We start from the raw sequence: 21,934 nt of genomic DNA on the forward strand, positions 1-21,934 counted from the left end.
ATGGCCCCCCACGTCCTGCGCACCGTCGCCGAAGTGAAGGCCTGGGTCGCGTCCCTCCAGAAGGAGGGAAAGTCCCTGGCGCTCGTGCCCACCATGGGCTTCCTCCATGAGGGCCACGTTTCGCTCATGAGGGAGGGCGGCCGGCGCGCGGACGTGGTGGCCGCTTCCATCTTCGTGAACCCCACGCAGTTCGGCCCCCGCGAGGACCTGGCGCGCTACCCGCGCGACTTCGAAGGGGACCTGGCGAAGTGCGCGAGCGCGGGCGTCACGGCCGTGTTCGCGCCCGAGCCCGCGGCGATGTACCCCGCAGGTTACCAGACCTACGTGGAGGTCACGGAGGTGAGCCAGGGGCTGTGCGGCGAGCGGCGTCCCGGCCACTTCCGGGGCGTCGCCACCATCGTCACGCAGCTCTTGGCGCTGTTCCGGCCGGCCGTGGCGCTCTTCGGTGAGAAGGACTACCAGCAGCTCCAGGTCATCAGGACGCTCAACCGAGACCTGCACCTGGGCGCGGACATCGTGGGCATGCCCACCATCCGCGAGCCGGACGGGCTGGCCATGAGCAGCCGCAACGCCTATCTGTCCGCGGATGAACGCCGCCGGGCGCTCGCCCTGTCGAAGGGCATCCGGGCGGCCCAGGCCCTGCTCGCCTCCGGCACCCGGGACACGGGAGCGCTGGTGGAGGCCGCCCGCCGTGAATTGCAGGCAGCGGACCTCCGGGAGGACTACGTGGAGGTGCGGGACGCGGGGACGCTGGCACCCCTGGTCACGGTGGCGCCCGGACAGACGGCGCGCATGCTGGTGGCGGCCTTCTCGGGCACCACGCGGCTCATCGACAACATGCCGCTGGCCGGTTAGGAGACCCGGGACACGTTATGGCCGCTGGAAAGTCGAAGGGTGTGGGTGCGGAGCCGGGGGTGAAGCTCATTGCCGAGAACCGGCGTGCGCGCTTCGACTACACGGTGGACGAGAAGATAGAGGCCGGGCTGGAGCTCACGGGGAGCGAGGTGAAGTCGTTGCGTGAAGGAACGGCCAACCTGTCGGACGCCTACGCGCTCCAGAAGGGCACGGAGCTGTTCCTGCTCAACGCCCACATCGGCTCCTACAAGGCGGCCAGTGTCTTCGACCACCTTCCCACCCGGGGCCGGAAGCTGCTGATGCACCGGGCGGAGATCGACCGGTGGACGGCGAAGGTGCGCGAGCGCGGTTACTCCATCATCCCGCTCGTGCTGTACTTCAGGAAGGGGCGGGCCAAGGTGGAGCTGGGCCTGTGCCGCGGCAAGACGCACGAAGATCGCCGCCACGACATCAAGGAACGGGAGACGAAGCGGGAGATGGACCGGGAAGTGCGCCGTCGTTGAGGGCGCGCCCGCAATTCCCCGCCGGACAGGCTGGAATGGACAAGAAGGTTTCCGACAAGAAGGAGCGGCTGCTGGCCGCGCTCGACCAGGGGATGGTGATGATCCACCTGGACGCGCGCCGCCCCGGCGTGCTCGTCCCCGCCAGCCTCCGAGGCGAAGCACACCTGCGCCTCAACCTCTCCTACCGTTTCGAGCCACCCGACCTCACGGTGGGTGAGTGGGGCGTGCGCTCCACGCTGAGCTTCTCCGGTTCGCGCTTCACGGTGGCGGTGCCCTGGTCCGCGCTGTTCGCCATCGCCAGCCACGTGACGAAGGAGTTCTGGATGTACCCGGAGGAGATGCCGCCGGAGCTGCTCCAGCAGCCCCCGGGGGCGTCGGCGGCCTCCGTCGCGCGTCCGCCGCCGCCCGCGCCCGTGCCCGTCGCCGCTGAAAGGCCCCGCGCCTTCCTGCGCGAGGTGCAGGCCGAAAGGACGGACGAGCCGGAGACGCGCCCGGAGGTGGCCGCGCCGCCACCGCCGCCCGAGGGGGGCCCCCCGGAGGAGCCGCAGCCGCCGCGCCGTGGCCACCTGCGGCTGGTGAAGTAGACCCGCCGAGGCGGCGCTTCGTCAGCGCTTGAGTTCCGCCTCCACCTCCGCCTTCCGCCCGCCCATGAACGTGCCCGTCCAGGGGCGGTAGCCGCGCAGCTTGAGCTGCACGGAGATGGAGCGCGAGGGGTAGGTGTTGTCCATCGCGAGCGGCGTCACGCCCACCTCCACGCCATCCACCAGGACGGTGGCGCCGGAGGGTTCGCTGCGGATGGACAAGAGCGGCGTCGGAGCCCCGAGCGCGTGCATCACCTGCGCTTCGTAGCGGGGCCACAGGTACAGCGCGCCCGCCGCGAGCACCCCCGCGATGCCGAACAGCGCCACCGCCAGCCCCCAGCGCCGACGGGGACGGGAAGCGGCCACGGGTTCGAACTCCCAATGCGGAGTCTCCTCCGGACGGGGCGCGCGCTCCTCCAGCTCCAGGTCGCCCTGAGCCGCCTGCCGGATGTTGGGCCGGTTCACCCGCTCCGACTCGTCCACGTCCGACAGGGACTGCGTGGCCAGCGCGGGCGCAGCCGCCGGAGCCTGGGCCGCGGGCGCATTCACCCGGGGCCGCGCGGAAGAGGCCGCCGCGTTCCCCTGAGCAGGTGAGGACGCCGCAATCGCGTGAGACCGTCCGGACGCGGTGGACTCCGCACCACGCGCTGCCGCGGGACCAGCGCCCGCCGTCCGTGCCGTGGCCGGCTCCGCACCACGCGCTGCCGCGGGACCAGCGCCCGCCGCTCGCGACGCGGCCGCGCCCACCGGAGGCCGCGAAGGACCGGGCCCCGCTCCTCGGGGAGCCACGGGCTCGGCGCCGGGCCACGCAGGCTCGCTCGCGGAAGGCCCACGCGTGCAGGACTCACAGGGCGACTCCGGTGACTCCAGGGCCGAGCCACACAGCGCACAGGTGTGGACCACGGCGCCGGACGCGGACAGCGAGACGCCTCCCACCGGAGGGCTCCACGGCTCCTCTTCCTCCGCCCCCACGGGGATGGCTGACGCGGGCGCCTTCCACGGCGCGGACGAAGCACCGGCGGCCCCGCCGCCATAGGCCACCGTGGCCGACGCGGCGCTGGACGCGGACGGAACCCGCCCCGTGTCCATGCCTTCGCGCGGCGACGTGGTCATCACGAACGACGCGGACGTCGACTCGGGGGCCTCCGCCAGGGCGGCCCGGGCCACGTCCCCCACGGACATGGGCAGCCGCACGCCGCGCAGGAAGGTCGCCAGCGCGTGCGACGACGCGGGCTCGCCCGTCGTCGCCAGCCAGCGCGCCAGCGCCTCCGACACGTCCTCCGGCTCCGGGAAGCGGCCCGCCGGGTCGCGCGACAGCATGCGCAGCACCAGCGTGGCCAGCGACGCCGGCACGTCCGGCAGCGACGCGGGCGCGCGGTTGAGGATGGAGTACGCCACCGCCATCGGCTCCGCGGATCCACCAAATGGGTGCTGCCCCGCGAGCATCTCCGCCAGCAGCGTGCCCAGCGAGAACTGGTCGCTCAGCGCCGTGGCCGGCTCGCCCCGCAGCACCTCCGGCGCCGCGTAGGGCACCTTGCCCTTGAACGCCCCGGGCTCCGTGCGCGACAGGCCCGCGAGCCGCGCGATGCCGAAGTCCGTGACCTTCACCTCGCCTTCGCGCGACACCAGCAGGTTGGACGGCGACACATCCCGGTGGGCCGTCATCACCACCTGCCCGCCGTTCTGGCGCCGGTACGCGTGCTGCAATCCCGCCTGGGCCTGGCTCGCGATGAACACCGCCAGGTGCGGAGGAATCCGCAGCCCCTGGCGCGTCACCGCGCGCATCAGCGCGCCCAGGTCCCAGCCGTCCACCAGCTCCATCACCAGGAAGAGCCCTTCCGCGCTCTCCCCCACGTCGTGCACGGTGACGATGTTCTGGTGCTGCAGCAGCATGGCCAGCCGCGCCTCGGAGACGAACATGCTCGCGATGTCCGTCTCGCGCGCCAGGTGCGGCAGCACGCGCTTGATGGCCACGGTGCGCTCGAAGCCCTCCGCGCCCTTCGCCACCCCCAGGAACAGCTCCGCCATGCCACCCGTGGCCAGCGGTTGCAGCAGCCGATAGCGCGACGTCACGAGGACCTCCGGTAGGGCGCGGTGGGGCGCGTCAGCCCTGCGACTGGGTGATGTCGCGCAGGTGCTTCCACGGGTAGATGCCCGTGTTGTGCTGGTCGCTGAAGAGGAATGCGAGCGCGTAGTTCCCCACGGGCTGCATCTGCAGCACGCGCAGGTTCGCGGGCACCTGCGAGGGATCCAGCGTGCGCTTCGCCGTCCACTCGTCCACGCACGCGGCGCACGGGCACTGCTGACGCAGCACCTGCGCCGTGGCCGTCGTCGTCACGCCGTCGTCCCACGTCAGCGTCAAAGACTCGCCGTCCGCGGACAGCTTCGCATCCGTCGCGCTGACGGGCTTGGGCGCGGGCTTGATGCGATCCCAGAAGTTGCTCACCGGTCCACCTTCCAAAGCTTGAGGCAGCAGCCCCTCCCTACCATCCTTCCGGCGGGGTGGGGTGGCTGCCGCGAAACCGGCGAGGGCCCGGGGCGCGGAGCTTCAGGAAGCCAGCTTGACGGGCTGCCGGTGGCCTTCCAGCCGCACGCCCCGCTGGGCCAGCACCGCGCGCAGGGCCACCACCACCTTGGGGTCCAGCTGCGCGCCGCTCAGGTTGTCCAGGATCTCCATCGCCTTCTCCAGCGGCATGGCCTTCTGGTAGGGGCGCGTGGAGGTGCACGCATCGAACGTGTCCGCGCACGCCACGATGCGCGCGAGCAGCGGGATGGACTCGCCCTTGAGCTTGTCCGGGTAGCCCGTGCCGTCCCAGCGCTCGTGGTGGTGGCGCACGCACGCGCGCACCGAGCCCAGGAACGTGACGGGTCCGATGATGGCGTCGCCAATGGCGGGGTGCTCGCGCATCGTCGCCATCTCCTGGTCGGTGAGCCGGGACTGCTTGCAGAGGATGTTCTCCGCGATGCCAATCTTCCCGATGTCGTGGAGGATGCCGCCGTACTGAAGCTGCCGCAGCTCGCGCTCGGTGAGCTTCAGCTCCTTGCCAATCTCCACCGCCACGTCGCCCACGCGCTGGCTGTGGCCGCGCGTGTACGCGTCCTTGGAGTCGATGGAGTTGGCCAGCGCGACGATGGTCTCCAGGTAGCCCTTCTCCAGGCTCTCGTAGAGGCCGCGCGTCTCCATGTCGTACGCCATGAGCTGCTTGCTCATGTAGTTGAACGTCTGGGCCAGCTCCCCCAGCTCGTTCTTCTGCTTGAGGTGCACCTCCACGCCGAACTTGCCGCGCGCCAATTCCAGCGACGTGGCGATGAAGGTCTTCAGGGGCTGCGTGAGGTTGCGCGAGAAGATGGCCGCCAGCACCAGCGCCACCAGGATGGCGCCGCCCAGGCCCAGCAGGATGCGCCGCTCCATGGTCTCCACCTGGCGGTAGGCGTGCTCCACCGGCTGCTCGGACACGATGGCCCAGCCCGCCTCCGGCAGCACCGAGTACGCGGACACCACGGCGTCTCTCCCCTCGCCGAAGTTGCCCACGTGGAACAGCTCCGTGTCGGGCGTGCCCTCGCGCTGCTTGAGCAGGTGCGCCAGGGGCAGCCGGTTCGATACGTCGTCGCCCACCGCGCCCAGGTCTCCGCCGCCGGTGATCAAGCGGCCGTGCCGGTCCGCCAGGTACGCGAACCCCGTGCTGCCCACGCGCTCCTGCGCCAGCATCTGCCGCAGGCCCGCGAGCGTCAGGTCCGCGGCCATGTAGCCCTGCACCGGGTCGCCCACGGGGAAGGCCAGCGTCACCACCGGCCCGCCGTTGCCTCCGCCCTGGGACGCCACCACGTCCGAGTAGCGCACCCCGGTGAGCCCTTCATCCAGCAGGGCCCGCGCGCGCTCCTCGTGCTCCGCCACCGCGCTGGGCGCCATGTCGTGCACCGCGAAGGCCTGCAGCCCCGGAAGCCGCTGCTTGTCCGCGCCGAACACGGTGAGCGCCAGCACCTCCGGGCGCTGGTTGAGCACCGCCGCGATGTGCAGCTTCTGCGTGTCGCGCGGGAGGGTGAGGAAGCCGCCCGGTACGCTGGACAGCCCCACCACCATCTCCGTGGGGTCCTCCAGGTAGCTCTCCGCCTTGAGCCGCAGCTGCTTCACGCGCTCCTGCGCCAGCTCCTGCGCGTCGCGGATGAGCAGCTCCCGGGTATGGGACACCGACAACCAGCCCACCATCAGCGTGGGGATGATGCTGACCACGAGCATCAGGAGGAGGATGGCTTTGAAAAGTCGCACGGCGGTGGCTCCTCGCGGACGGGCGGCTACTTCTGCCAGCCGTTCTTCACCTTGACGTTGAGTTCGAGCGATTCCGCGGCCAGCTCGAAGCGCCGTGTCTGGGAGGGCAGGGACCGCCCCTGCTCCGGACTCACCGCCGTCACCGTCCAGCGATAACGGCCCGCGGGCAGCGCCGGCAACGTCCATTGCCGCGCGGCCACCACCGAGCGCACCGGCGCCGGTGCCGCTCCACCCTCCACCCCTTCGGAGACGACCTCCACCTCGTAGCGCGTGGCGCCCGTCACGGCCGCCCACGACAGCGTCACCGGCCCCAGCAGCGCCGCCCCGGACGCGGGCTTCAGCACGAGGCGGGCCTTGTCCGCGGGCAGCTCCAGCCGCGGCGCGCCCGGCGGCTCCGGCAGCACGGTGCCCTGCTGCACGCGCACGGACTCGCCCTTCGCCAGCACGCGCGTGGCGTGCTGCGCCTCCACGGTGACGGGAGGACCCTGGCGGTGGGTGACGGTGGTGGTGCCGCCGTCGTGGTCCACCTCCACCGTGAAGTTGGACGGCTGGGGCGGGTTGAGCAGCGCCCACGCCTCGTCCGCCTTGTGAAGCGCGTCCGCGTAGCGCGCGGCCCGGTAGTGCGCCTCCGCCTCCTGGAGACGGGTCTCGGCCTCACGCCGGCGCGCATCGTCCGGCGCGGCCTTCACCGCCGCGCGCGACATCTCCAGCGCCTTGAGCGCCGTCTGCGGCTCCGTGCCGGGCGCCTTGCGCGGTCCTGGCGTGGCGGCGCCTCCGGGCAGGGGAGCGCCTTCCGGTGGCTCGCGCACCACCGTCGCCGTCGGAGCAGTTGACGGCACCACGGACAGCCCCATCCACGCGCTGAGCCAGAGGGCGGCCTTCATTGGAATTCAATCTTCCTGCCCGCCCGGACGGTGGCGGATGGGGTGGTGACGGACAGCGACTGGGTGGCCGGCTTCTCGAGGGTGGCGTCCACCCGTCCCCTCAGGACGGTGACGTCCGTTCGAAGCTTGCTCTCCGCGATTCCCACCAGGGAATCGCCCCCCAGGTGCAGCGTGCTCCCATTGGCGAACACGATCTGGGCGCTGGCCCCGGCCTCGGTGCGGACCTTGTCGTTTTCGTAGAGGGGCAGCTCGTCGCGCGCGGGGCTCCACTCGTCCGCCACCGCGCGTTTGATCTGCACGTCCCCCGTCAGCTCCCGCAGGTGCGCGCGCGCGACCGGCGGCGGCAGGGGCGCCTCGGTGGGCCCACGGGGCTTCTCATCGGCGGTGCAGCCGGGAGGAAGGGCCATGAGTGCGACCGCGAAAAACAGGGGAGGCCAGCGTCGTCCATTCACCAGAGGGGTCTTCCTGAAGGCCCACTCTAACTGGGAAAAGCCGCGCCGGAAGAGGCCCCCGCCCCATCCCGCTCACGGGCGCCTGCCTAGTCCAGCCGCCGGTGCGCCAGGCACGGCAAATTCCGCCGGATGCGTGCCTGGAGCTCCGGGTCCACCGGCGCCAGCGCCAGTCCCTCGCCCTCGGAGGCCCGCGCCGTCACCAGGCCCCACGGGTCCACCACCATGGCGTGGCCGTACGTCAGCCGCTGCGCCGAGTGCCGCCCGCCCTGGGCCGGCGCCAGCACGTACGCCTGGTTCTCGATGGCGCGGGCGCGCAGCAGCACCTCCCAGTGGTCCTTGCCGGTCATCATCGTGAAGGCCGCCGGCACCGCGAGCAGCGTGGCCCCGTCCTTCGACAGCCGGCGGTACAGCTCCGGGAAGCGCAGGTCGTAGCAGACGCTCATGCCCAGCCGGCCGACCGGGGTGTCCACCGCCACCACCTCCGTCCCGGGCGCCACCGCCGCGGACTCCTGGTAGGTGGCCCCGTCGCCCACGTCCACGTCGAACAGGTGCATCTTCCGGTACACGGCCAGCCGGGCGCCGTCCGGGCCGAACAGCACGCTGGTGTTGTAGAGCCGGCCGCCGGGCGCTCCCTCCTCCAGGATGGAGCCCGCCAGCAGCGTCGTCTTCGTCCCCCGCGCCAGCTCCGCCATCCGGCTCAGGGTCGGGCCGTCCAGCGCTTCCGCGGCGGAGGGGCGCTCGGGCTCCGGACCCATCCAGGAGAAGTTCTCGGGCAGGCCCACCAGGTGGGCTCCCAGGGAGGCGGCCTGGCGCACGAGGCGCGTGGCCACGTCCAGGTTGTGGGCCTTGTCCGCGGTGGACACCATCTGGGCGGCGGCGATGAGGTGCATGGGCGCGTTATAACGCCACCGGCGTCACTCGGAACCCCTGGGAATCCTTCAATCCCGGGGGGCGTTTGACCCGGTGCCTCGGGGTGTGTCCTTCCTTTACACCCCGAGGGGGCGTGTGTTACGGACGCCCCGACATTTTTCGAACGCATCACATCGAAAAGTGGGCCGCCGTGCCCGCTTTTCGCGTTTTTGGAGACCTGTTTCCTGGCCATGGAGTCGAAGAACATCAAACAGACGGTGGAGGAGAAGGCAGCGGCGCTGCTGGACCCCATCGTGGCGAACGAAGGCCTGGAGCTCCTGGACGTGGAGTACGTCCGTGAGCGCGAGGGCTGGGTGTTGCGGCTGTTCATCGACAAGCCCGGTGGCCGGGTGGGACTGGAGGAGTGCTCCCAGGTGTCGCGCGCCGTGGATCCGGTGCTCGACGTGGAGGACTTCATCCCCCAGGAATACAACCTGGAAGTGTCCAGCCCCGGGGTGAACCGGCCCCTGAAGAAGCCGGGACACTTCGAACGGGTGAAGGGGCAGAAGGTCAAGGTGAAGACCTTCGGCCCGCTGGGCGAGCCTCCGCGGAAGAACTTCAGCGGCACGCTCACCGATGTGGCGGCCGACGCCATCTCCGTGGACGTGGAAGGGGGCGGCGTGTTCGTCATCCCCTTCAAGGACATCGCCAAGGCCAATCTGGAGTTCGAGTTCTAGAAGCCCACATACAGGGGACCCTGTTCGCGCCAGGGCCGCCCGTGGACCCATTTTCGGAGAAGACAAAGCCATGCCCACGCCCGCCAACCCGGCAGTCAACCTCAACCTCGTCCTGGATCAGGTCGCCAAGGACAAGGGCATCGAACGGGCCGTGCTCATTGCCACCCTCGAGGACGCGATGAACACCGCGGCCAAGAAGCACTTTGGCCAGGACCGCAACCTGGAGGCCAAGTACGACCCGGAGAAGGGCGTCGTGGAGCTCTTCCAGGCCATCACCGTGGTCGCGGAGATCACCGACCCCGTCCAGGCGGTCAATCAGATCACCATGGACGAGGCCCACAAGAAGGGCATGGAAGTGGAGCCCGGCGACGAGCTCGTCTTCCAGATCTTCTACCGGGACGAGGACGCCGCCGAGGCGAAGGCCCAGGACGACCAGTACGGCGACATCCTGCGCCTGAAGACCTTCCGCCGCGGCTTCGGCCGCATCGCCGCGCAGACGGCCAAGCAGGTCATCCTGCAGCGCACCCGCGACGCCGAGCGCGAGAACGTCTTCAACGAGTACAAGGACCGCAAGAACGAGATCGTCACGGGCATCGCCCGCCGGTTCGAGCGCGGCAACATCGTGGTGGACCTGGGCCGCGCGGAGGCCGTGCTGCCCGTGCGCGAGCAGGTCCCGCGTGAGACCTACCGCCCCGGCGACCGCGTCCAGGCGTACGTGCTGGACGTGCTCCGTGAGTCCAAGGGCCCGCAGATCGTCCTGTCGCGCGCGTCCGTGAACCTGCTCACCAAGCTTTTCGAGATGGAGGTGCCGGAGATCGCCGAAGGCATCGTCGTCATCGAGGCGGCGGCGCGTGAGCCCGGTGGCCGCGCGAAGATCGCCGTGTCCAGCCGTGACTCGGACGTGGACCCCGTGGGCGCGTGCGTGGGCATGAAGGGCAGCCGCGTGCAGGCGGTGGTGCAGGAGCTGCGCGGAGAGAAGATCGACATCGTCCCCTACGACGAGGATCCGGCGCGCTTCGTGTGTTCGGCCCTGGCCCCCGCGGAGGTCAGCCGCGTCATCATCGACGAGGCGAACCACGCGATGGAGCTCATCGTCCCGGACGACCAGCTGTCGCTGGCCATCGGCCGGCGCGGCCAGAACGTGCGTCTGGCGGCTCAGCTGACCGGCTGGAAGCTGGACATCAACAGCGAGAGCCGCGTGCGGGAGATGCGCGAGTTCGCCAGCCGTTCGCTGGGCGCGCTGCCGGGCGTCAACGAGATGCTGGTGGAGACGCTCTACGCGCACGGCTTCCGTCAGGCGCGCGACGTGGCGGACGCGAACGCGGAGGTGCTGGCGCAGATCCCCGGCATCGACCCCACCCGCATCCCCTCCATGCAGGAGGAGGCCAAGAAGCGCATGGTGGAGGACCAGCAGGAGCTGTCGCGCATGGACTACGAGCGCGAGCAGGCCCGCCTGGCCGAGGCCCGCCGCCACCCGGACGAGCTGTCCCAGCCGGAGCGCATGGCGCGCGTGCGCGGCGTCGGCGAGAAGACCATCGAGCAGCTCATCCTCGCCGGCTACCGCACGGTGGAGGACATCGCGAACGAGAAGGACCTCACCCGCCTGGGTGACGTGCCGGGTGTGGGCATCAAGAAGGCCCGCCAGCTGAAGAGCGCGGCGGAGAACTACCTGGTGGAAGAGGCGAAGCTGCGCGCGGAACTGAACGCGGAGCGGGGGCTGCTGGCTTCGGCTGGTGGCTCGGAGGGCGCTGAAGCGGCCAAGGCACCGTAACCACAGGGGGTCGGGAGATGCGCCGCGAAACCAAACGGCCCGGGACACATCCCACGGAAATCACGACGTCAGGTCCGGTCCGGACCTGCGTCGGGTGCGGTTCGCGCAAGTCACAGGCGGAACTCACCCGGTTCGTGGTAGGTCCCCAGGGCGGCGTGGTGGCGGACAGGCGGCGGAGGCTGCCAGGGCGGGGGGCGTACCTGTGCGGTGCCGGTTGTCTGACGGCAGCGCTCAAGCGTAAGGCGCTGGGCAGGGCCTTCCGGGGCAAGGCGGGGCAGGTCGACCCGTCAGCACTCGGACAGGCTTGGGAGTGAGGGCGGGTGGGTGGAGAGGTTGCGGGGAGAGGTGGCTGTTAAGCACCACTCGCACACAATTTCGGCTTTGGACTAGGGTGCTCGGCCTCGTCGCTGGCGGAGCAGAAGGCCAATCAAGGTATGTCGAAGAAGCGCGTTCACGAAATCGCCAAGGAGCTCAAGAGCCACGGGATTGAGCTCGACAACAAGGAGGTCGTGACCGAGCTCGCCGGGCTGGGTTACGACGTCAAGAGCCACTCGTCCTCGCTGGATGACGATCAGGCCACCGCCGCGGTCCAGAAGATCCTGGACAAGCGCAAGCCGAAGCAGGCCGCCCCGCCCGTCGCCGCGAAGGGATTCGTGGTGCGCCGCAAGGTCGGTCCTCCCGCGGGCACGTCCGCCCCGGAGAGCCAGGACGCCTACGCGCAGAACGAGCAGGCCTACGAGCCGGAGCCCGCGCAGGAGCCGCAGGCCGCCGCCCCCGTGGAGCCGGAGCCGCAGCAGGCTCCCGCCGCCGTGGAGCCGCCGCCCGCCGCCGTGGAGCAGGCCCCCGTGGCCCGCGCCCCGGAGGCCCCGGCCGTGACGGCCGCGCCGCCGGAGACCCCGGCCGCCACCCCCACCGCCGCAGCCCCGGAGGCGCCTACCGCGCCCGAGGCTCCGGCCGCTCCGCCTGTTGCCGCAACCGCCACCCCGCCCGTGACGCCGCCGTCCACCCCGCCTCCCGCGGCCGTGGTGGAGACGCCCCGGGCCGCCGAGCCGACCCCGGCCACGGCGACACCGCGCAGTCCTACGCAGGAGAGTCCCCGCTTGCCCAACCCCCCTACGCGCTCGCCGGTCCCGCCCACCGCACGGACGCCTTCTTCCACGTCGACGTCCGCGACGGTCATCTCCCGAGGTCCCGGTTACGTGCAGCGTCCGGGTTCCACGGGCGGGCGCCCTGGTGGGCCGCCGGGCAGCCGTCCGGGGGGTCCGGGTGGTCCCGGCAGTCGTCCGGGTGGGCCCACGGGTCCGGGCAGCCGTCCTGGCGCGCCCATGCAGGGGGGCCGTCCGGGCTCGCCGCCCATGAACCGTCCGGGAGCGCCCATGCAGGCGCGTCCGGGCCAGACGGGGCCGGTGCGTCCGTCCTCGCCTCCCACGGCCGGTGGCACCGGGGCTCCGGTGCAGCCGAGCGGCCCGACCATCATGGTCGGCGGCGTCCCGCACGCCCAGGTCGCGCCCACGCCGGGCGCCCAGGCGCGCCCCACGGCCACCCAGGCCGTGGTGATTTCGCGTCCGCTCATCCAGGTCCGCCGCGTCACGCCCACCACGACCCAGGCCAAGCAGTACCCCATGGCCCCGGGCCGCACGGCGCTCGGCACGGAGAAGCGCGAGTACAAGGTCGTCCCGGATCACCTGGGCCGCGGCCGCGAGCTCGTGGACGTCTCCAAGAACAAGGAGCGTGGCCAGCGCAAGCGCACGGGTCCTGAGACGACCAGCGTTTCGAAGCAGGAGCTGTCGGACATGGTCTGGGGCCGCATCCAGATCCCGATCCGCGGCAAGAAGCGCAAGCCCACGAAGAAGGGCGCCAAGACGCAGATCACCCAGATGGCCGAGGAGAAGAAGGTCATCAAGCTCCAGGAGGGCATCAGCGTCTCCGACCTGGGTCAGCGCATGGGCATCCGCACCGCGGAGCTCATCAAGAAGCTGATGGGCATGCAGAAGATGGCCACGGCGAACCAGATCCTGGACGCCGACACCGCGGAGCTCATCGCCAGCGACTACCACTGGAAGGTCGAGCGCGTCGGCTTCGAGGTGGAGGACTACCTGCCGGAGGTGGAGGCCAAGGCGGAGGACGAGCGTCCCCGTCCGCCGGTGGTCACCATCATGGGCCACGTCGACCACGGCAAGACGAGCCTGCTGGACGCCATCCGCCAGGCCAGCGTGGCCGCGGGCGAGGCGGGCGGCATCACCCAGCACATCGGCGCGTACAGCGTGTCCACCGCGCGCGGCGACGTCACGTTCCTGGACACCCCGGGCCACGAGGCCTTCACGTCCATGCGCGCCCGTGGCGCCAACGTGACGGACATCGTGGTGCTGGTGGTGGCCGCGGACGACGGCGTGATGCCCCAGACCATCGAGGCCATCAAGCACGCGAAGCAGGCGGAGGTGCCCATCGTCGTCGCCATCAACAAGATGGACGTCCCGGGCGCCAACCCCGACCGCGTGAAGAAGGACCTCGCGAGCCAGGAGCTGGTGCCGGAAGAGTGGGGCGGCGACACCATCATGGTGCCCGTCTCCGCGAAGACGAAGATGAACCTGGATCTCCTCCTGGAGAACCTGGCGCTGCAGGCCGAAGTCCTCGAGCTGACCGCCAACCCGGCGCGTCCGTCCGTGGGCGCCATCGTGGAAGCGAAGCTGGAGCGTGGCCGCGGTCCCGTGGCCACGGTGCTGGTGCAGGAGGGCACGCTCAAGCTGGGCGACGCCATCGTCACCGGCACGCACTACGGCCGCGTCCGCGCCATGAACAACAGCCGCGGCGAGTCCGTGAAGGAAGTGAAGCCGGGCTACTGCGCGGAGGTCGTCGGCCTGTCCGGCGTGCCCACCGCGGGTGACGCCATCAACGTCGTCTCCGACGAGAAGGCGGCCAAGCAGATCGCCGACCACCGCGGCATGAAGGAGCGGCAGGCGGAGCTCAGCAAGGTCAGCCGCGAGTCCCTGGACCAGCTCTTCGCCAAGACGAAGGCGGGCGGCGGGCCCAAGGAGCTGCGCGTCATCATCAAGGCGGACGTGCAGGGCTCGGCGGAGGCCGTGCGCCAGGCGGTGGACAAGCTCACCACGCACAAGGTGCGGGTGGTCATCATCGACGCGGGCGTGGGCGCCATCACGGAGACCGACGTCATGCGCGCCGCCGCTTCCAAGGGCGTCGTGCTGGGCTTCAACGTGAAGCCGGAGTCGGGCGCGGAGGCCGCGGCCAAGGCGCAGCAGGTGACGCTGCAGAGCTACTCCATCATCTACGAGCTCATCGACGGGGTTCGCACGGAGATGGAGGGCCTCCTGGAGCCCATCCGCACCGAGCGCAAGCTGGGCCGTGCGGAGGTGCGCAACACCTTCAACGTGCCGAAGCTGGGCACCATCGCCGGCGCGGCCGTCCTGGACGGCGTGATGAAGCGCGGCTCGTTCGTGCGCCTCATGCGCGAGAACAAGCAGCTCTTCTCCGGGAAGATGGCGTCGCTGCGCCGCTTCAAGGACGACGTGAAGGAAGTCGCGCAGGGCTTCGAGTGCGGTATCGGCATCGAGAACTTCAACGACCTCAAGGCCGGCGACATCATCGAGGCCTACGAGATCGAGGAGACCCGGCAGAGCCTCTCGTAATCCGCAGAGGCAGCGCCTCTCGGAATCCTTGAGAGGCGCACTCGACGGACCTCGGGGAAGGCCCCACCTTTCCCGGGGGATGGACGACGAGTCGGCGGGGCCTGGCGCGCAAGGAGCGTCCGGGCCGCTGCCGTCCTGGGGGACCTCTATGTTCGTCGGTGTCGCACGCCTCACCCTCCAGATTCCGGAGAGCGCCTCGCTGAAGTCCAAGCGGCAGGTGCTCCGCCGGGTGACGGACCGGGTGAAGGCCCGCTTCAACGTGGCCGTCGCGGAAGTGGACGACCAGGACCTGTGGCAGAAGGCGTCCGTGGCCCTGGCGGTCGTGGGCAACGAGCGCCCGCACGTGGATGAGCAGCTGGAGAAGATCATCCACTTCATCGAAGAGATGTACGTCGCGCCGCTGATGGCCCGGGAGACGGAGATCCTCGCCTTCGGGGACACGCTCTATTCCGACAACCGGCCCACGGGCTTCCGCGCCCCGGCGAAGGTGCCGGCGCCGGAGGACGAGGACGCCCACCTGTCCCCCGAGGACGCGCACGCGCACTCGGAGGCGGCCATCGCCCGGTTCCTGCGCAGCGACCGCTCGCTGGCGGAAGCGGAAGGGCTGGGCTCGTGGGAGCAGCGGCACGAGGGCGCGGGCCCCGGGCCCGGACCGTCCCGCCCCACGGGTGACGGTGGAAGCTTGACGCTGGACGACGCGCGGGCGAAGGCCCGGGCGCTGCGCAACCCGCGAGACTGGGAGAAGAAATGACGACGCATGCACGACCCGAGCGCGTGGGGCAGGAAATCCAGGCGGCCATTGGCGCCCTGCTGACGCGGGGGGAATTGCGCGACCCGCGCATCGGCTTCATCACCATCACCGGCGTGAAGGTGTCGCCGGACCTGCGGGTGGCGAAGGTGTTCTATTCGATGCTGGGCACGGACCAGGAGAAGGCGGACACCCAGAAGGGCCTGGAGGCCGCCAAGGGCTTCGTGCGCCGCGAGGTGACGTCCGCGGTCAACCTGCGCGTGTCGCCGGAAATCTTCTTCGCCTTCGACGCGTCGGTGGGCGAGGGCGATAAGATCGACCGGCTCCTGCGCGAGGTGCGCGGCAAGGAAGGCTGGTAGGCCCCGCTTCATGGACGGCGTTCTCGTCATCGACAAGCCCCTGGGTCCCACGTCCTTCGACGTGGTCCGTCAGGTGCGCGGCCTGTTGAAGGTGAAGAAGGCGGGCCACACGGGCACGCTGGACCCCATGGCCACCGGCGTGCTGCCGGTGTGCCTGGGTGAGGCCACCAAGGTGGCCGGCATCATCACGGAAGGCGACAAGGCCTACGACGCCGTGGTGCGGCTCGGAATCGAGACGGACACCCAGGACGCCCAGGGCAAGCCCACGGCGGAGGCCCCGGTGCCCCCGCTGACGGCGCCGCTGCTGGAGGCCGTGCTGTCCCGCTTCCGGGGCACGTTTGAACAGGTCCCGCCCATGTACTCGGCGGTGAAGGTCGCCGGGAAGCGGCTCTATGAACTGGCGCGCGCGGGCGAGGAAGTGGAGCGGGCCAGCCGCACCGTCACCGTGCACGAGCTGGTGCTGCGCGACTTCTCCGCGGACCGGCTGACCCTGTCGGTGCGGTGCACGAAGGGCTTCTACGTGCGCACGCTGGCGTACGACCTGGGCCGCGCGCTGGGCTGCGGGGCGCACCTGGAGGCGCTGCGGCGCACGATGAGCGGCCCCTTCACCCTGGCGCGGGCGCTGCCCCTGGGGGACCTGGCGTCCCTTTCGCGCGAGGCCGTGGCCGGGCGGCTGGTGTCGCTGGCGGACTCGCTGACGGACCTGCCCGCCGTCCGGGTGAACGCGGACGAGGCGCGGCGCGTGCTGCACGGCGTCCCCGTGGAGGTCGCCCCCGTGCCGGGCCGGGTGCGGGTGCTGGGCCCGGATGACGCGCTGCTCGCCATGGCGGAAGTGGTGGGCGGGCGGCTGCGCTACCAGCGGGTGTTCAACTGAAGTGGCCACCCGGACCCATGACATCTCCGTGAGCGTGGCCCCGGGCCTGCGCGGCGCCTTCGACGGGCGGCGCGAGCTGTCCCTGGGCGTCCCCGCGGCGGCGGGCATCGGCGACGTGGTGGAGGCGCTCCTGCGGCTGTACCCGCGCACCCGGCAGTTCCTGGCGGGTGACGGCGGCGAGCCGGGGGGCCTGTACCTGCACGTGGCCATGAACGAGGCGACGGCCCGGGAGCTCTCCCCGGGAGGGGGCGGAATGCCGGGCGGCTGCCGGTTGTACGTCTTCGCACTGTCCCGACCCCCGAAGGGCGGACGGACGGGCGGCGAAGGTTGACCCCCCAGGGGGTGAAGCTTATAAGCGGCCCGCTCGTTAGAAGGACCATGAGGCCGGGTCTGTACCCCTCCGCGGACCCAGGCGGCACGAGCGGTCACCCCGGAGCGGGATTCAGGAAGAAGCCCATGTCGTTGCATCAGGAACGCAAGAGCGAGCTGGTCACGAAGTTCCGCACCCACGAGTCCGACACCGGCTCGCCCGAGGTGCAGGTGGCGCTGCTGTCCGAGCGCATCAACATGCTCACCGAGCACTTCAAGACCCACAAGAAGGACCACCACTCCCGCCGCGGTCTGCTGAAGCTGGTCGGTCAGCGCCGCCGCATGCTGGACTACCTCAAGTCCAAGGACGTGGCCCGCTACAAGAAGCTCATCGAGGGCCTCGGCATCCGCAAGTAGTCCTCGAGCAGTGACCGGGGCGCTGGCACACCACCAGCGCCCCGCGCATTTGGGCAGCACGCAGCACGGTTTCAGAACAGAAGCGCGGACGTGGGAGAAGGAGTGGGCGAGGGAGTGGTGGAGGCGGGCTCTTTTGGTTTCCGTTCAGACCGGCCGACCTGAGGTCTTCGGGGTCGGCGGGTGTGATCAGGGATCAAGAGGTCTGGTCCATCCCTCCGGCGCTCCGCAACGGAGCCCGTTTCCGCAGTACAGGCAGCGTTCGTCTGGCATGTGCCTGCTTCAGGCCCTGGCGACCGCTCAATCCCAGAGGGCCCCTTTCCGGGCGGCTCCTGCCCCACGCACGTGGGCAGGCCGCGGCTGGCAAGGGCCTTCGCACGCGAAGCAGGCACAGAGGCCACACGACATGTTGAAGAAGAGCGTCAAGATTGGTGAGAACGAGCTGAGCATCGAGACGGGCCGCCTGGCCAAGCAGGCCGACGGTTCCGTGGTGGTCCGCTACGGCGACACCATGCTGCTCGTCACCGCGGTGAGCGCGCGGGAGAAGAAGGACGTCGACTTCCTGCCCCTCACGGTGGAGTACCAGGAGAAGCTGTACTCGGCGGGCCGCATCCCGGGCAGCTACTTCAAGCGCGAGGGCCGCCTGACGGAGAAGGAGACGCTGGCCTCCCGTCTGGTGGACCGCTCCTGCCGTCCGCTGTTCCCGGAAGGCTACGCCTACGAGACGCAGGTCATCGCGTCCGTCATCTCCGCGGACCCGGAGAACGAGGGTGACATCCACGGCATCACCGGCGCCTCCGCGGCGCTGTGGGTGTCGGACATCCCGTTCAACGGCCCCATCGCGGGCATCCGCGTGGGCCGCGTGGGCGGCCAGTTCGTGGCCAACCCCACCGCGAAGCAGCGCGAGCAGAGCGACCTGGACCTCGTCATGGCGGTGAGCCGCGAGGCCATCGTGATGGTGGAGGGTGGCGCGGAGGAGGTCAGCGAGGCGGACATGGTGGCGGCCCTGGAGTTCGGCCGTCAGAACGCCCAGCCCGCGCTGGACCTGCAGGACCAGCTGCGCACGGAGCTGAAGAAGCAGGTCCGCTCCTACGAGAAGCCCGCCACCATCGACGAGGGCCTGCGCAACCAGGTCCGCGAGCTGGCGCTGGAGGGCGTGAAGGCCGGCTACGCCATCAAGGAGAAGGGCGCGCGCTACGAGGCGCTCTCCAAGGCGAAGAAGGCGGCGATCGCGGCGCTCAAGGAGAAGCTGGGCGCGGAGTTCACCCCGCAGGTGGAGAAGCACGCCAAGCAGGTCATCGAGGACCTGAAGTACGACCACATGCGTGAGCTCACCGTGAACGGTGGCCGCATCGGTGACCGTCCGCACAACGTGGTGCGCTCCATCACCAACGAGGTCGGCGTGCTGCCCCGCACGCACGGCAGCGCGGTGTTCACCCGCGGCGAGACGCAGGCCCTGGTGGTCGTCACGCTGGGCACCAGCGAGGACGAGCAGCGGCTGGAGCTGCTCAGCGGCCAGGCCTTCAAGCGGTTCATGCTGCACTACAACTTCCCGCCGTTCAGCGTGAACGAGACCAAGCCCCTGCGCGGCCCCGGCCGTCGCGAGGTGGGTCACGGCGCCCTGGCGGAGCGCGCGCTGCGCAACATGATTCCGGCCAGCGACTCGTTCCCCTACACCGTGCGTCTGGTGTCGGAGATCCTCGAGTCCAACGGCTCGTCGTCCATGGCCTCCGTGTGCGGTGGCACGCTGGCGCTGATGGACGCGGGCGTACCCATCAAGGCGCCGGTCGCCGGCATCGCCATGGGCCTGGTGAAGGAGGGTGAGAAGATCGCCATCCTGTCCGACATCCTCGGTGACGAGGACCACCTGGGCGACATGGACTTCAAGGTCTGCGGCACGACCAAGGGCATCACGTCCATCCAGATGGACATCAAGATCACCGGCCTCACCACGGAGATCATGAGCCGCGCGCTGGAGCAGGCGCGTCAGGGCCGCGAGCACATCCTGGCGGAGATGGCGAAGACGCTGAGCGCTCCCCGCAAGGAGATCAGCCAGTTCGCGCCGCGCATCACGACCATCCAGATCCGTCCGGAGTTCATCAAGAACGTCATCGGGCCGGGCGGCAAGGTGATCAAGGACATCATCGCCCGCACGGGTGCCGCGATTAACATCGAGGACACCGGCCGCGTGGACATCGCCAGCGCGAACGGCGAGGCGGTGAAGGCCGCCATCGCGATGATCCAGGCGCTCACGCGCGAGGCGGAGATCGGGAAGATCTACACCGGCACCGTCCGGAAGATCGCCGAGTTCGGCGCCTTCGTGGAGCTGTTCCCGGGCACCGACGGCCTCATCCACATCTCCGAGCTGTCCGACAAGCGCGTGAAGAGCGTGTCGGACGTGCTGACCGAGGGCGACGAGGTGCTGGTGAAGGTCGTCAGCATCGACAAGACGGGCAAGATCCGCCTGTCGCGCAAGGAGGCCATGGCCGAGCGCGCCACCGCGCAGGGCACGCCCCCCGCGGCCGCCGCCCCGGCCGCCCCGGCGCCGGACGCGAAGGCCTGAGTCCGGCCCCCGCGTAGCGGCCCTCCGTGAGGAAGGCCGCTGACCGGAAAACGCCCCGTCTCCTCCCGCCTCCGGGCGCGAAGGGGCGGGGCGTTGTCGTTGGGGTTGAGAAGACGAGAACGGCCCTGGGCCCCCGTCGGCGGCGCGGCTCACGAACTGGTCCGACAGTCGGACCAGTTGGGCGGCTCCGGGCGGGCGGAGGCTTCGGGTGGAACACTCGGCGTTTTCGCCCTGGGGCCCTGGAGGCTTAAAACCCCGGGAGGGCTTCCCGCGTTGATGGGGGACCGCCCCGGAGGCGCTCCATGCCGGCCCACCCATCCAGCTCCTCGGAGCCCTCGAGCAGCTTCCTCACGGACCTGTCCCGGTTCCTCGGGGCGTTCCGCTGGGCGTTCATGCCGCTGGGTCTGCTCGCGCTGGTGGCGGTGGGCGTGCACGCGGCGGCGGACACGCTGGATGACCGGCTGCTCACGGCGGTGGACCGGTTGGACTCCGCGTTCGATGCATGGGTGGGCCAGTTCCCCGCGACCGCGTCGATGGTGGACTGGGTCTCCCTGGAGACGCGCACCCGGCTGGCTCGGGCCCTCGCCTTGGGTTGGGAACTGGCGGCGGACCTGCTCCTGGCGCTGCCGGCGCTCGGCTACCGGGAGGTGGAGGCGTCGCGGCCCGTGGAGCCCTGGCGTCCGGTGACGGCGTCCGCTTCGGAGGCATCCTCATGGAAGGCGCTGCTGCGGCGCTGTCTGCGGCGGCCCACTCCGATGCGGTGGGTGCGGCCGCTGGCCACGGCGGGCGTGGTGCTCGCGGGCGCGTGCACGGTGGCGCGGCTCGTCCAGGGCACGGTGTACCTGTCATGGCGGCCGCTGTTTGGCGACGTTGGCGCGGACTGGGCGGCCCGGGGGCTGGCGGTGGCGGCGCTGGTCGGCGTGAGCGTCTCGCTGGGCTGGCGCGCGGTGCTGCGCAACCTCCAGCACGCGGACGCGGCGTGTGAAGCGGCGGGCCCCCGGCGGGCATGGACTCGCGGGCTGGTGGGGTGCCTGCTGGTGGCCCCGCTGGGACTCGCGGCGGCGTGGGACGCGGCCCCGGTGCTGTCCTTCCTACGCTGAGGCCCTGACGCATGTTCGCTCGACGCGCCCGGGGACTGCTGGACTTCACCTTCGCGCTGCTGTGCGTGTGGTGCGCGTACCACCACACGCCCGCGGGCGCGCTCCTGCGGCGCGCGGGGGCCTGGGCCTTCCATACGCGCACCACGGCCCGGCCGCTGCTCGCGTACTACGACGGCGTGAGCGGGACGGCGGTGCCCGTGCCGGCCGCGCTGCCCGCCGCGCTGCTCACGCGCGTGCCCACGAGCGCGGAGGCGCTGGCGTGGGGGACGCACTCGGCGCTGAAGGCCCTGGATGCGAAGGCCCGCGAGCCCGCGCTCGCGCTGGCCCGTGCGGAGGGCATCGACCCGGAGTCCCTGGTGGATCCGGTGCGCGGACCCGTGGCGACGCGGCGGCTGCTGGACGCGCTCGCCGGGGACTTCCCGTCGGAGGAGGCGCGGGTGACGGCGGTGTTCGCGGGGCGGGTGCCCGCGCGCTTCGCGCTGGAGCGGGTGGGCGCGGAGGGTGGGGCGCTGAGCCTGGAGCGCCTGGCGAAGCAGCTGCCCCCGGGCTTCGAGGGCTCCTCCGTGGGCGCGGCGCAGGCGCTGGCGCTGTCCACCGCGCTGATGCTCGGGTGGCCGGTGTCGGAGAGCGCTCCGGTGACGAGCCCCTTCGGCTACCGCGTCCACCCCACGCTGCGCACGCGCCGGATGCACACGGGAGTGGACCTGGCGGTGCGGACGGGCACGACGGTGACGGCGGTGGCCGCGGGCGTGGTGCGCCGCTCGAGCGAGGATTCCGTCAACGGCCGCGTGCTGGTGCTGGACCACGGCCGGGGCGTGACGACGGCCTACTGCCACAACTCGGAGCTGCTGGTGAAGGCGGGCACTCGGGTGGAGAAGGGGCAGGCCATCGCGCTGTCGGGCAGCACCGGCCGGTCCACCGGGCCGCACCTGCACTACCAGCTGGAGCTGGCCGCCCGGCCCGTGGACCCGTTCGGGTTCCGCACCGCCCTGCGCACGGCGGACGGCGCGACCGAGCTGTGAGG

21 protein-coding genes are annotated in these 21,934 nt (G+C 71.0%); 15 read left to right on the forward strand and 6 right to left on the reverse strand.

Translation table 11 applies throughout. From position 1 onward, the window contains the following. Genes panC through JYK02_RS02920 form a run of 3 tightly spaced genes read left to right on the forward strand, consistent with a single transcriptional unit; the run spans position 1 to position 1,942 of the window. Positions 1-855 (forward strand): pantoate--beta-alanine ligase, encoded by an 855-nt coding sequence (panC, locus tag JYK02_RS02910; RefSeq protein WP_207048309.1) that lies wholly within the window; start codon positions 1-3, stop codon positions 853-855. 17 nt (positions 856-872) lie between these two features. Then, positions 873-1,358 (forward strand): SsrA-binding protein SmpB, encoded by a 486-nt coding sequence (gene smpB / locus JYK02_RS02915; RefSeq protein ID WP_014398822.1) that lies wholly within the window; start codon positions 873-875, stop codon positions 1,356-1,358. Positions 1,359-1,393: 35 nt separating this feature from the next. After that, positions 1,394-1,942 carry a ClpXP protease specificity-enhancing factor SspB gene (locus JYK02_RS02920; RefSeq protein WP_207048310.1) on the forward strand — a complete coding sequence of 183 codons (549 nt, stop codon included), beginning with the start codon at positions 1,394-1,396 and terminating at the stop codon, positions 1,940-1,942. Between the two features lie 21 nt (positions 1,943-1,963). Here JYK02_RS02920 and JYK02_RS02925 read toward each other — a convergent pair whose 3' ends face one another. From JYK02_RS02925 to JYK02_RS02950, 6 genes are all read right to left on the reverse strand, one after another. Further along, positions 1,964-4,012, reverse strand: a complete 2,049-nt coding sequence (locus JYK02_RS02925) for a protein kinase domain-containing protein (RefSeq protein WP_207048311.1) — start codon at positions 4,010-4,012, stop codon at positions 1,964-1,966. Between the two features lie 31 nt (positions 4,013-4,043). Next, positions 4,044-4,385, reverse strand: coding sequence for a gamma-butyrobetaine hydroxylase-like domain-containing protein (locus JYK02_RS02930; protein WP_207048312.1), 342 nt, complete (start codon positions 4,383-4,385; stop codon positions 4,044-4,046). A gap of 102 nt (positions 4,386-4,487) precedes the next feature. Then, the gene (locus tag JYK02_RS02935; RefSeq protein WP_207048313.1) at positions 4,488-6,206 is read right to left on the reverse strand and encodes an HD domain-containing phosphohydrolase; all 1,719 of its coding nucleotides are present in this window, start codon (positions 6,204-6,206) and stop codon (positions 4,488-4,490) included. 26 nt (positions 6,207-6,232) lie between these two features. Further along, positions 6,233-7,090: a peptidoglycan-binding protein LysM gene (locus JYK02_RS02940; protein WP_207048314.1), complete on the reverse strand. Its 858-nt coding sequence runs from the start codon at positions 7,088-7,090 to the stop codon at positions 6,233-6,235. Further along, positions 7,087-7,497 (reverse strand): FecR family protein, encoded by a 411-nt coding sequence (locus tag JYK02_RS02945; RefSeq protein WP_207048315.1) that lies wholly within the window; start codon positions 7,495-7,497, stop codon positions 7,087-7,089. The genes JYK02_RS02940 and JYK02_RS02945 overlap by 4 nt, the downstream gene beginning before the upstream one ends. A 131-nt stretch (positions 7,498-7,628) precedes the next feature. Beyond that, positions 7,629-8,432 carry a carbon-nitrogen hydrolase family protein gene (locus JYK02_RS02950; protein ID WP_207048316.1) on the reverse strand — a complete coding sequence of 268 codons (804 nt, stop codon included), beginning with the start codon at positions 8,430-8,432 and terminating at the stop codon, positions 7,629-7,631. Between the two features lie 210 nt (positions 8,433-8,642). Between JYK02_RS02950 and rimP the strand changes: the two genes are divergently transcribed. The 12 genes from rimP to JYK02_RS03010 all read left to right on the forward strand — a co-directional run bounded on the left by rimP (position 8,643) and on the right by JYK02_RS03010 (position 21,932). Then, a complete protein-coding gene (gene rimP / locus JYK02_RS02955; RefSeq protein ID WP_207048317.1) occupies positions 8,643-9,128 on the forward strand; it encodes a ribosome maturation factor RimP in 486 nt (161 codons plus the stop codon). A gap of 70 nt (positions 9,129-9,198) precedes the next feature. After that, positions 9,199-10,899, forward strand: a complete 1,701-nt coding sequence (gene nusA / locus JYK02_RS02960; protein WP_207048318.1) for a transcription termination factor NusA — start codon at positions 9,199-9,201, stop codon at positions 10,897-10,899. Positions 10,900-10,916: 17 nt separating this feature from the next. After that, a complete protein-coding gene (locus tag JYK02_RS02965; protein ID WP_207048319.1) occupies positions 10,917-11,213 on the forward strand; it encodes a YlxR family protein in 297 nt (98 codons plus the stop codon). A gap of 120 nt (positions 11,214-11,333) precedes the next feature. Further along, positions 11,334-14,543 (forward strand): translation initiation factor IF-2, encoded by a 3,210-nt coding sequence (infB, locus tag JYK02_RS02970; protein WP_207048320.1) that lies wholly within the window; start codon positions 11,334-11,336, stop codon positions 14,541-14,543. A gap of 148 nt (positions 14,544-14,691) precedes the next feature. Beyond that, on the forward strand, positions 14,692-15,294 hold the full coding sequence (locus JYK02_RS02975) for a DUF503 domain-containing protein (protein WP_207048321.1): 603 nt from the start codon (positions 14,692-14,694) through the stop codon (positions 15,292-15,294). Continuing rightward, positions 15,291-15,650 carry a 30S ribosome-binding factor RbfA gene (gene rbfA, locus JYK02_RS02980; RefSeq protein ID WP_120523869.1) on the forward strand — a complete coding sequence of 120 codons (360 nt, stop codon included), beginning with the start codon at positions 15,291-15,293 and terminating at the stop codon, positions 15,648-15,650. Before JYK02_RS02975 ends, rbfA begins: the two co-directional genes overlap by 4 nt. A 10-nt stretch (positions 15,651-15,660) precedes the next feature. Continuing rightward, positions 15,661-16,524, forward strand: a complete 864-nt coding sequence (gene truB / locus JYK02_RS02985; protein WP_207048322.1) for a tRNA pseudouridine(55) synthase TruB — start codon at positions 15,661-15,663, stop codon at positions 16,522-16,524. A gap of 1 nt (position 16,525) precedes the next feature. Then, on the forward strand, positions 16,526-16,855 hold the full coding sequence (locus tag JYK02_RS02990) for a hypothetical protein (RefSeq protein ID WP_207048323.1): 330 nt from the start codon (positions 16,526-16,528) through the stop codon (positions 16,853-16,855). Between the two features lie 125 nt (positions 16,856-16,980). After that, positions 16,981-17,250 carry a 30S ribosomal protein S15 gene (gene rpsO / locus JYK02_RS02995; protein WP_014398807.1) on the forward strand — a complete coding sequence of 90 codons (270 nt, stop codon included), beginning with the start codon at positions 16,981-16,983 and terminating at the stop codon, positions 17,248-17,250. Positions 17,251-17,653: 403 nt separating this feature from the next. Further along, positions 17,654-19,810 (forward strand): polyribonucleotide nucleotidyltransferase, encoded by a 2,157-nt coding sequence (pnp, locus tag JYK02_RS03000; RefSeq protein WP_207048324.1) that lies wholly within the window; start codon positions 17,654-17,656, stop codon positions 19,808-19,810. Positions 19,811-20,112: 302 nt separating this feature from the next. Continuing rightward, positions 20,113-20,910, forward strand: coding sequence for a hypothetical protein (locus JYK02_RS03005; protein WP_207048325.1), 798 nt, complete (start codon positions 20,113-20,115; stop codon positions 20,908-20,910). 11 nt (positions 20,911-20,921) lie between these two features. Continuing rightward, entirely contained in the window at positions 20,922-21,932 is a 1,011-nt protein-coding gene (locus JYK02_RS03010; protein WP_207048326.1) for a M23 family metallopeptidase, read from the forward strand. Positions 21,933-21,934 lie beyond the last annotated feature (2 nt).

The organism is Corallococcus macrosporus (assembly GCF_017302985.1).
Taxonomy (GTDB): domain Bacteria; phylum Myxococcota; class Myxococcia; order Myxococcales; family Myxococcaceae; genus Corallococcus; species Corallococcus macrosporus_A.

Coding starts and splice junctions, on each gene's coding strand:
- truB (WP_207048322.1), top strand. CDS start 15,661: ATGGACGGCGTTCTCGTCATCGACAAGCCCCTGGGTCCCACGTCCTTC.
- rimP (WP_207048317.1), top strand. CDS start 8,643: ATGGAGTCGAAGAACATCAAACAGACGGTGGAGGAGAAGGCAGCGGCG.
- infB (WP_207048320.1), top strand. CDS start 11,334: ATGTCGAAGAAGCGCGTTCACGAAATCGCCAAGGAGCTCAAGAGCCAC.
- JYK02_RS02965 (WP_207048319.1), top strand. CDS start 10,917: ATGCGCCGCGAAACCAAACGGCCCGGGACACATCCCACGGAAATCACG.
- JYK02_RS02945 (WP_207048315.1), bottom strand. CDS start 7,497: ATGGCCCTTCCTCCCGGCTGCACCGCCGATGAGAAGCCCCGTGGGCCC.
- smpB (WP_014398822.1), top strand. CDS start 873: ATGGCCGCTGGAAAGTCGAAGGGTGTGGGTGCGGAGCCGGGGGTGAAG.
- nusA (WP_207048318.1), top strand. CDS start 9,199: ATGCCCACGCCCGCCAACCCGGCAGTCAACCTCAACCTCGTCCTGGAT.
- JYK02_RS02940 (WP_207048314.1), bottom strand. CDS start 7,090: ATGAAGGCCGCCCTCTGGCTCAGCGCGTGGATGGGGCTGTCCGTGGTG.
- pnp (WP_207048324.1), top strand. CDS start 17,654: ATGTTGAAGAAGAGCGTCAAGATTGGTGAGAACGAGCTGAGCATCGAG.
- JYK02_RS03010 (WP_207048326.1), top strand. CDS start 20,922: ATGTTCGCTCGACGCGCCCGGGGACTGCTGGACTTCACCTTCGCGCTG.
- panC (WP_207048309.1), top strand. CDS start 1: ATGGCCCCCCACGTCCTGCGCACCGTCGCCGAAGTGAAGGCCTGGGTC.
- rpsO (WP_014398807.1), top strand. CDS start 16,981: ATGTCGTTGCATCAGGAACGCAAGAGCGAGCTGGTCACGAAGTTCCGC.
- rbfA (WP_120523869.1), top strand. CDS start 15,291: ATGACGACGCATGCACGACCCGAGCGCGTGGGGCAGGAAATCCAGGCG.
- JYK02_RS02975 (WP_207048321.1), top strand. CDS start 14,692: ATGTTCGTCGGTGTCGCACGCCTCACCCTCCAGATTCCGGAGAGCGCC.
- JYK02_RS02950 (WP_207048316.1), bottom strand. CDS start 8,432: ATGCACCTCATCGCCGCCGCCCAGATGGTGTCCACCGCGGACAAGGCC.
- JYK02_RS02920 (WP_207048310.1), top strand. CDS start 1,394: ATGGACAAGAAGGTTTCCGACAAGAAGGAGCGGCTGCTGGCCGCGCTC.
- JYK02_RS03005 (WP_207048325.1), top strand. CDS start 20,113: ATGCCGGCCCACCCATCCAGCTCCTCGGAGCCCTCGAGCAGCTTCCTC.